At 36.2% G+C, this 8,182-nt stretch carries 8 protein-coding genes; 2 read left to right on the forward strand and 6 right to left on the reverse strand.

All coding sequences use genetic code 11. The features are described 5' to 3' along the window. From NL42_RS12440 to ybaK, 6 genes are all read right to left on the reverse strand, one after another. On the reverse strand, positions 1 to 416 hold a 416-nt coding region (locus NL42_RS12440; RefSeq protein ID WP_461312977.1), incomplete at its 3' end, for a histidine phosphatase family protein. After that, the gene (gene cobT / locus NL42_RS12445) at positions 409 to 1,464 is read right to left on the reverse strand and encodes a nicotinate-nucleotide--dimethylbenzimidazole phosphoribosyltransferase (protein WP_461312978.1); all 1,056 of its coding nucleotides are present in this window, start codon (positions 1,462 to 1,464) and stop codon (positions 409 to 411) included. The genes NL42_RS12440 and cobT, both read right to left, overlap by 8 nt. Position 1,465: 1 nt before the next feature. After that, a complete protein-coding gene (cobU, locus tag NL42_RS12450) occupies positions 1,466 to 1,984 on the reverse strand; it encodes a bifunctional adenosylcobinamide kinase/adenosylcobinamide-phosphate guanylyltransferase (RefSeq protein WP_461312979.1) in 519 nt (172 codons plus the stop codon). Continuing rightward, positions 1,972 to 2,598 (reverse strand): 2'-5' RNA ligase family protein, encoded by a 627-nt coding sequence (locus tag NL42_RS12455; RefSeq protein WP_461312982.1) that lies wholly within the window; start codon positions 2,596 to 2,598, stop codon positions 1,972 to 1,974. Before NL42_RS12455 ends, cobU begins: the two co-directional genes overlap by 13 nt. A gap of 105 nt (positions 2,599 to 2,703) precedes the next feature. Next, positions 2,704 to 4,851 (reverse strand): bifunctional mannitol-1-phosphate dehydrogenase/phosphatase, encoded by a 2,148-nt coding sequence (gene mtlD / locus NL42_RS12460; RefSeq protein WP_461312980.1) that lies wholly within the window; start codon positions 4,849 to 4,851, stop codon positions 2,704 to 2,706. Between the two features lie 626 nt (positions 4,852 to 5,477). After that, positions 5,478 to 5,945 (reverse strand): Cys-tRNA(Pro) deacylase, encoded by a 468-nt coding sequence (ybaK, locus tag NL42_RS12465; RefSeq protein WP_004792620.1) that lies wholly within the window; start codon positions 5,943 to 5,945, stop codon positions 5,478 to 5,480. Between the two features lie 190 nt (positions 5,946 to 6,135). Here ybaK and NL42_RS12470 point away from each other — a divergent pair, with 190 nt between their 5' ends. Next, positions 6,136 to 6,438 carry a hypothetical protein gene (locus tag NL42_RS12470; RefSeq protein ID WP_004792622.1) on the forward strand — a complete coding sequence of 101 codons (303 nt, stop codon included), beginning with the start codon at positions 6,136 to 6,138 and terminating at the stop codon, positions 6,436 to 6,438. 233 nt (positions 6,439 to 6,671) lie between these two features. Beyond that, positions 6,672 to 8,045, forward strand: a complete 1,374-nt coding sequence (locus NL42_RS12475) for an ABC1 kinase family protein (RefSeq protein ID WP_461312981.1) — start codon at positions 6,672 to 6,674, stop codon at positions 8,043 to 8,045. The last annotated feature ends 137 nt before the right edge of the window (positions 8,046 to 8,182 follow it).

Raw genomic sequence — 8,182 nt, forward strand, 5'->3', positions numbered from 1 at the left:
TGTACAAGCAAATCTTGAAAACCCTTCAAAACCCTTATTTGAAATTGCATTAATGTTTCTCCCCCAGGCGGACAATATTGACTTGGTTTTTCCCAAAAATTTGCCAGCAATTCTGGTGAAGTTTCATAAATTTGCTGAGTTAAAATGCCTTCCCAATCTCCAAAGAACATTTCTTTTAAGTCATGGCTTAAAAGTAAAGGGAGTCCAGTTGTCTTCGCAAGTCGCTCAGCAAAACAAGCACAACGTTTTAATGATGAACTTATAATGACATCCCATGACTGATTTGCAACTTGCTCAATGGTTGACTGCATTTGCTGCCAACCTTTTGCCGTTAACTCATCATCCAAATGTCCACGTAAAGTATGGCTATATTGACTCTCGCCATGTCTGAGCAAATCAATCCTGAATTTACCCAATTTTATCCCCGCTTACAGCAGCTTGAGCAAAGGTAGCCATTTGGTTGTGTAATACACATGCCATTTTAACTAATGCTAAGGCAGTACCAGCACCACTACCTTCACCTAAACGCAAATTCATTTTTAAAATCGGCTCTGCATTGAGTTCCTGCAAAATACGGCGATGACCATATTCTGCCGATTGATGGCCAAATAACATCCAGTCATGTACTTTAGGGTTCATTCGTACCGCGCATAAAGCAGCGACCGAACTAATAAAGCCATCTACAATGATAGGTAAACCTACCTGCGCACATCGAATATAAGCACCTACAATTGCCGCAATTTCCAACCCACCAACTGCACACAATGTTTTGAACGCATCACCAGTAACATGTTTATGATGAAGCTCGATTGCTTGTTCAATTACTTCAATTTTATGTCTTAACTGATCGGCACCAATTCCTGTCCCGACTCCAGTTAATTGTTCGGCAGTATCATTTAATAAAAGACATGCTAAGGCAGAAGCAGAACAGGTATTTCCAATTCCCATTTCACCAGCAATATAAATATCTGCACCTTCGGCTTTAGCCGTATCTACACTATTTTTACCTAACTCTAAAGCAGCACGACATTCATCTGCATTCATTGCAGCTTGTTTGGCAAAATTTGCCGTACCAGCACGAATACAATGACGTTCAACGCCTGCGTATTCGTACGCTTCACCTAATGTACCGCAATCAATCACTTGCAAATGAGCTTGATGATATTTGGCAATTACACTAATTGCTGCCCCACCAGTCGTGAAGTTTTGCAGCATTTGACGAGTTACGGCTTGAGGGTATGCAGAGATATTTTCTTCAACCACGCCATGATCGCCCGCAAAAATGGTGATCCATGGATGGTTAACTTGTGGATGTGCATTTGACTGTAAACTGGCAAGTTTAACTGCTATCAGTTCTAAATCCCCTAAGGCACCAGTAGGTTTTGTGAGTTGGAGTTGATGTTGTTCTGCTTGTTGTTTTGCGTCCAAATTAGGTTGCTGTACAGATTCTAACCACCAGTTCATTTTACTTCTCACTTTTTAAAATCATTGGAAAACCAGCCACACAAAACACAACCTTATCTGCAATTTGTCCTAAAGCTTGATGTAGTCTGCCTGCTTCATCGACAAAACGGCGGCTTATATCGCCGAGCGGGACAACCCCAAGTCCTGTTTCATTACTTACTAAAATAATTTCTGACTCAAGCTTAGGTAAAACTTTTAACAGCTGCTCACATTCAAATTGTTGAATACTTTGATCTTCTAAAAGTAACAAATTCGTTAGCCAGAGCGTTAAGCAGTCCACCAAAATAATTTGGTTAGGTCGATCAATTTTTTGTAAAGTTTTTGCCAAAAATAATGGTTCTTCGACCAAAGACCAGTGAGCAGGACGCTGGTTTTGATGGTGTGCAATTCGGCTTTGCATTTCTGGATCAAGCGCTTGCGCCGTAGCAACATAAGTGACAGCTAATTGCGTATTTATTGCCGTTTGTTCAGCCAGTCGGCTTTTTCCAGAACGGGCTCCACCCAAAATCAGTTGCAACATGAATCACCTAAGAACAAATGCTGAGATGGATATAACTTACCCTGTAAAGTTTGAGCCTGATAATAACCAAACGTTAAATGCTTAACTTTAAGACTAAATTCAGCGTGTTTGTATTGTACAGGTAATTGAGAAATTTTATGTAAAATCAAATCACTACTATAGTCTTTTTTATACAACCCCAAAGTAATATGCGGACAATATTCTAAAGCCGCAATTTCATTAGACACTAAACCTAACTTTTGGCGTATTTGAGATAAGATATTTTCGGTATCTCGTATTTCTACAAATAAAGCACTACTAAAGCTATCAACCGAACCAATTTTTAATCGAAATGGTGCAATATCTTCTTTTCTTAAAATTTCCCTTTGCTGCTCTAACTCACTCAAACTAAAGTCATCACTATACATTCTGGTTTCGTGGTTTAAAAATCCACATATAAACAGCGTGATATGATATTGACGGCTATTGGGTTCTAATAAGAATTCTGAAAAATGCGCGCGCAAGGCATCTAAATAATCAACTATTTTTTGATCATTAATTTCTAAATACCATAAAGCATAATTTTGGCGCCCAAGATGCCATTCGGTATAATCCCGTATAGATGTTGGCACCATGAACGTCGAAGGTTTTAGCAGCACAACTTTAATTCAAAATCATTCAATTTTTGTATTAAAGCATGTTTGCCTTTCAGTTGTAGAACATTAATTATTTAAATGAACTTAAGCATATTGAGTGCGCATACTTTTGGAGTTGGTAATATTCATGTTTAAAGGCTGTTTGCCTTGTTCAGAAAATAAATATTGAACTAATTGCGTTAACTCAACTTCAAGTCGGCTTTTTTGGGCAGTACTCATATCCAATTTCTGAATTTGCTGCTGTAAATGTTTAATCGCATCAGCCTCTTCAATTTCTAAATATTGAATTGCATAGGCATACCCTAGCGCAGCGCCTTTTAATAGGTTTTTATAAGGCAAATCATGACCTATATTTACCTCAATTGACGCAATTACTCTTTCATTATGAGTTAATTTACGAAGTGGATCTCTTGCCACTCGTTGACAAGGGTCTTTAAATGCATATTCACATGAGTCTAGAAAACTTTGTGCCATGCGATCCAAATCTTTTGCATAGTTAGGTAATACAATTGCAAGCCCTTGCTTTACTTCTCTAATTAAATTTTCTGCAAATGCTTTAACTGAATGATCACCCATGGCAACACCAATAGATTCATAACCTAGTAGAGATGCGTACCAAGCAAGCATGGCATGCACGCCATTCCATAGTCGGTTTTTGATTAATTGTATATCTGTAATCTGATTAACCAAGACAACTTGACGTAACTTTTCGAGTAAAGGGCTGCCTTTTTCTACATAAATTGGCATATCCGTTTCGCTATGAAACAGAATTAGGTCCATGCTTTGTAATATATGACCTGGCTGGAAATTACGGCGCATGTTATCAACATATAAAGATGCCTGATTTTGCTGATCTTGGGACAGTTTATTGCAATCTTCAATTTCGACTTGTTCTTCATGCTCCACATCAGATAAATGCTGTTCAAGAAAGTGATGCTTAATGCGAAGTTGGCGATATAAATTTTGATTAGATAGTTTCGAAACCATGCGGTTTACAACGGTGTCGCAAAAGTAATGTTCTTTTAAAATATGCTCAGTTACATCTTCATCGTTAGTTAACTCGAGTAGAGCTTCTCTAAGATGCTTCATAACCAAATATTTCGCACCGACTTTATTTAAAATAATTAGAAAAGTTAACGGTTCAATACATGTTTCAAGGGGCGAGTTAAAACGCGCATATAATCCTTTTGCAATTATTTTTGACTCAGCCTCTATAGCTTGCTCAGGTAAGCAAAGTGCAATCAAACTTGAATGTGTATACATCTCTAACATTTGTTGTTCATTGTCAGAATCAACAATGGTCATATTTTCAATACGTTCATCATAAGAAAATTGACCATAGCGAATACTATAAGTTCCAAATGCATTCACAGCCTCTCGAAAAAGACTATTACGTGTTGAAGCAATAATTCTCTTTGGTTTTGTGTACCCATCCCAATGTGACAAGATTTGCGCTATATAACCACCGCCAATAGCACCGAAACCATGTATTCCAACCGTCAGTTGATTTAGGCTTTGCGGAAAAGGCTCCTGCATATCTGGCATATCCATAACAGGAATAAATTGGTCGAGATCAGTTAACAAGTCATACATCTGATCATAATAAAAATGTGCTTTTTCCAGCATTTCATCATTTGGTTCTTTAATATCTTTTAATAAAATCGTCAAACCTTTTGAAGTGTGAGCCGAAGTTAAACCATTTTCAGAATCTTCAAACATAAGACACTGGTTAGCATCCAAGTGAAGTTGACTAGCAGCTTTTAAAAAGATTTCAGGATGCGGCTTTCCTTGTTCGACTTCATCACCACAGGTAATCACATCAAAAAATTTATAAACATTCGCATTAATTAAATATTCTTCGGCAATTGCTCTACGGCTTGAAGTCGCAACAGCCATTCTTAAGCCAGATTTTCGTAAACGTTCTAAAACTTGAACTAAACCTTTTTTAATCGGTACGCCGTGTTTTCGAATATATTCGAGTTCCATCTCATCGGCTCTTTTTCGTATTTCTTTATAGGGAACATTTACGCCATATAAACGTTGAGCCAATTGTTCAGCAGTAGTTGCACTTAAACCTAAACATTGCATTAAATATTCGTGTGAAAACTCCTGTCCAATGAGTTCTTGAGATGCTTGTTGCAATGTTTGAAACCGCAACCTCTCAGTATCAAACATTGTCCCATCCATATCAAAAATTGCTCCATGAACAGGTTTTCCATGAAAAATAAGCACGCTTTTACCTCTTTTTTGATCATGTTTTATTCAGGGTATACAAAAAATTGGTTAAAAAGGCGGGATATTAATAAATGAAACATTAGTGGTTATTTTTTAATCAAAAATATAAGAGATCTGTTACTGAGTCCTGTTAATACTCTAAAAAGGTTGAACAATATAAATAAGTATGAAGCTAACTGTAAATGCAAGAACAGCAAGCCATCCTCGCTTGCCGTTCTTGATTTATTCTTTTTGTTGCGCTGATAGTATTTATTTTTCTTAGTTCCATTTACCGCTACTTGAACCTGCATATTTTTATAATGTCTCGCAGGTGTCACATACCAGAAATCAACTCACCTTTCGCTATTCTCATTGTTGGTGCTTCTGGTATAACTCTAAAATTCATAAGAAAATGAGCATGAACGAATAGAATATAAGATTGATATTACAACTAATGTCTTTGCTCCTTATTAGAAAATAGCTACACTGCCATTATCAATAATGATAATCATTTTCATTTAATAGTTCAAGCTTTTTCTTCATTATTTGTGCTTCTCTCTTTTAAAAAAAGATCTGTACAAAGTATTTTCTCAATATAGATAGAGAATCATGGTTAGTTCTTAAAGTAAGTTTTTAAGCCATTATTATTGATCAAGTACATCAACAAATTGAGCATTTAAAAGCTGAGCTAAATCTTTTGGATTTAAACCAATATCTAGCCCTCTTTTTCCCCCACTTACATAAATTTTATTAAAGTTTTGAGCTGATGCATCAATGACCGTTTTTAATCGTTTCTTTTGGCCTAAAGGACTAATCCCTCCTACTAAATATCCTGTTAAACGTTCGGCATCTTTAGGATTAGCCATCTGTAATTTTTTACATCCAAACGCCGTAGCTACTTTTTTTAAATTTAATTGGTGATTAACTGGCAAGACAGCAACGAAATAATTTTTATCGTCACTTACCATTAGAGTTTTAAATACTTCGTTTACATCTAAATCTAATTTTTCGGCTGCTTCTAATCCAAAACTTTTGGCATTTGAATCATGTTCATATTCATGAATAGAAAATTCGATTTTATTACTTTTTAACAATCTACATGCAGGAGTCATGATAAGTGGTGTTATAGATGAAATTGTTTCGATTATAGTTTTTTTAGAAAAATTTTTAAATTTGCTTAGGCTATTTACAAGAGTTACATAAAAATTCAAACAGCAACTGAAGAAAAAATAATCTCAACTTGATATTCGTTGCTCGACTCCATATATTTTATTTAGATTTGAAGTCTGAGCTGACAATTTTATGAGTTATAAACACAACAATCTGATGGCGATGCGTCACCGTTTTTGGGATGAATCTTCAGATTCTGTATTAAACGAAAAGCAGTTTTTGCAGCAGACGTTAATTGAACAAGGTATTTTTAATAACGCAACTCTTGATGATGTTAAGTACTTCTTTTACACCCTTCCTAGCATCATTATTGTAAAAGCTCATGCACTTGGTTTTATGCATGATTCAGTCAAACAGATGTTATTGCAACATATTCAGACCAATCGTCTGCATTTGATGCAGAAATCTGAATTAAAGATTCAATTTAAAATGTAATCCATTTTGTTATCAAAGATCTGTTTTATCTTAGTTTTACTCATCTGAATTGTTTTAATTTCTTAAATTTCCAAATTGCTTAGGCTATTTAAGAATTATTGGAATAAAGATGACCATTTCGGCCTATCATTCAGTCTGAGAGAACTATTTTAATACGCTCAAAACATGTAATATTCGTTACAATTTTAGATCACCAGCGTTTGGCTGCATGATGCGCATAGGATTCTATTTTCATGTCAAATCAGAAAGATAAGCTTAAGAGTTTAAAAACTTCTTCCATGGATCGACGCTTATCAATCGCGAAAGCTTCTTTACTTGCAGGAACACGTTGGGCAACTGCAAGTGCCTCTTCTTTATTTTCTAATGAAGAAGAAAAGGAAAAGAAACGCAAAAAAGCGATGAGCGAACAAGCTAACTATCTGGTTTCTGAAATAGGTAAACTTAAGGGTTCTATTGTTAAAATTGGCCAAATGATGGCTCTTTATGGTGAACACTTTTTACCAGAAGAGATTACACAGGCATTAAATACCCTAAATAACCAAACCGTTGCCTTAGATTGGCCTGCAATTAAGCCACATCTACAAGAGCAACTGGGTGCTAAATTAAATGATTTAACAATTGATCATGAACCAATTGGAACGGCCTCTCTCGCACAAGTACATCGTGCAACACGTAAATCAGACGGCTTAGAGTTAGTCTTAAAAATCCAATATCCTGGCGTTGCAAATGCAATTGATTCAGATATGAGCTTGTTTAAAAATATGCTTAAACTGACACGTATGGTGCCACAAACTCGTGAATTCGATCAGTGGTTTGATGAAGTACGTGAAATGATGCATCGCGAAGTTGACTATGATGTTGAAGCTGCCACTACCCGTCGTTTTGGTGACCGCTTAAAAGATGACGAGCGTTATATTGTTCCGACAATTGTAGATGAGTATTGTACCAATCAAGTACTTTGCATGACTTTCGAACGCGGTGTTCCAATCAATAGCCCTGTGATGTTGTCTTTGCCTCAAGAGCGTCGTAATCAGCTCGGCGAAGCTTCACTCGAAATTGCAGTTCGTGAAATTTTTGAATGGGGCGAAATGCAAACCGACCCTAACTTCGGTAACTACCTCGTCCGTTTAGGTAATGGCCAAGATGTTCAAGATAAGATTGTATTACTAGATTTTGGTGCTATCCGTCAGTTTGATGAACACTTGTTATCAGTTGCACGTAATTTAATTCAGGCTGGTTATCAGCATGATAAAAATGCGATGGTCCAAGCAATGACTGGATATGAGTTTTTTGAGGCAATGCCTGAAAGTATTAAACCCGGTATGGCCGATGTCTTTTTAATCGCGACAGAAGCGTTTAGTACCCCTGCAAATAATCCAGACATGCCAGCTGGCCTTATGGATGAACATGAACGTTATGACTGGAAGAAAAGCCAGTTACACAGCCGTGTTATGCAGCAAGCAAGTAAATCGATGGCATCACGTTATTTCTCAGTGCCTCCAAAAGAATTTATGTTTATTAGCCGTAAATTTATTGGGGCCTATACATTTATGACGGTTATTGATGCAAAAACAAATGTGCGACATATGATTCGTAACTTTGCTTAATTTAATAAAGGACTAGAATGATTCCATGTCATTCTAGTCAATACCGCTCAATGCCCCCAATAATTAAATATTTTTAAACAAATAAAATCAAAAACTTATAATTTTATTATTTTCTATTTGCCATTTATCTACTCATT

The organism is Acinetobacter sp. GN11 (genome assembly GCF_054823985.1).

Excerpts from the sequence above, each read along its gene's own strand:
- cobT (WP_461312978.1), bottom strand. The coding sequence starts at position 1,464 with ATGAACTGGTGGTTAGAATCTGTACAGCAACCTAATTTGGACGCAAAA.
- cobU (WP_461312979.1), bottom strand. The coding sequence starts at position 1,984 with ATGTTGCAACTGATTTTGGGTGGAGCCCGTTCTGGAAAAAGCCGACTG.
- NL42_RS12455 (WP_461312982.1), bottom strand. The coding sequence starts at position 2,598 with ATGGTGCCAACATCTATACGGGATTATACCGAATGGCATCTTGGGCGC.
- ybaK (WP_004792620.1), bottom strand. The coding sequence starts at position 5,945 with ATGACTCCTGCATGTAGATTGTTAAAAAGTAATAAAATCGAATTTTCT.
- NL42_RS12470 (WP_004792622.1), top strand. The coding sequence starts at position 6,136 with ATGAGTTATAAACACAACAATCTGATGGCGATGCGTCACCGTTTTTGG.
- NL42_RS12475 (WP_461312981.1), top strand. The coding sequence starts at position 6,672 with ATGTCAAATCAGAAAGATAAGCTTAAGAGTTTAAAAACTTCTTCCATG.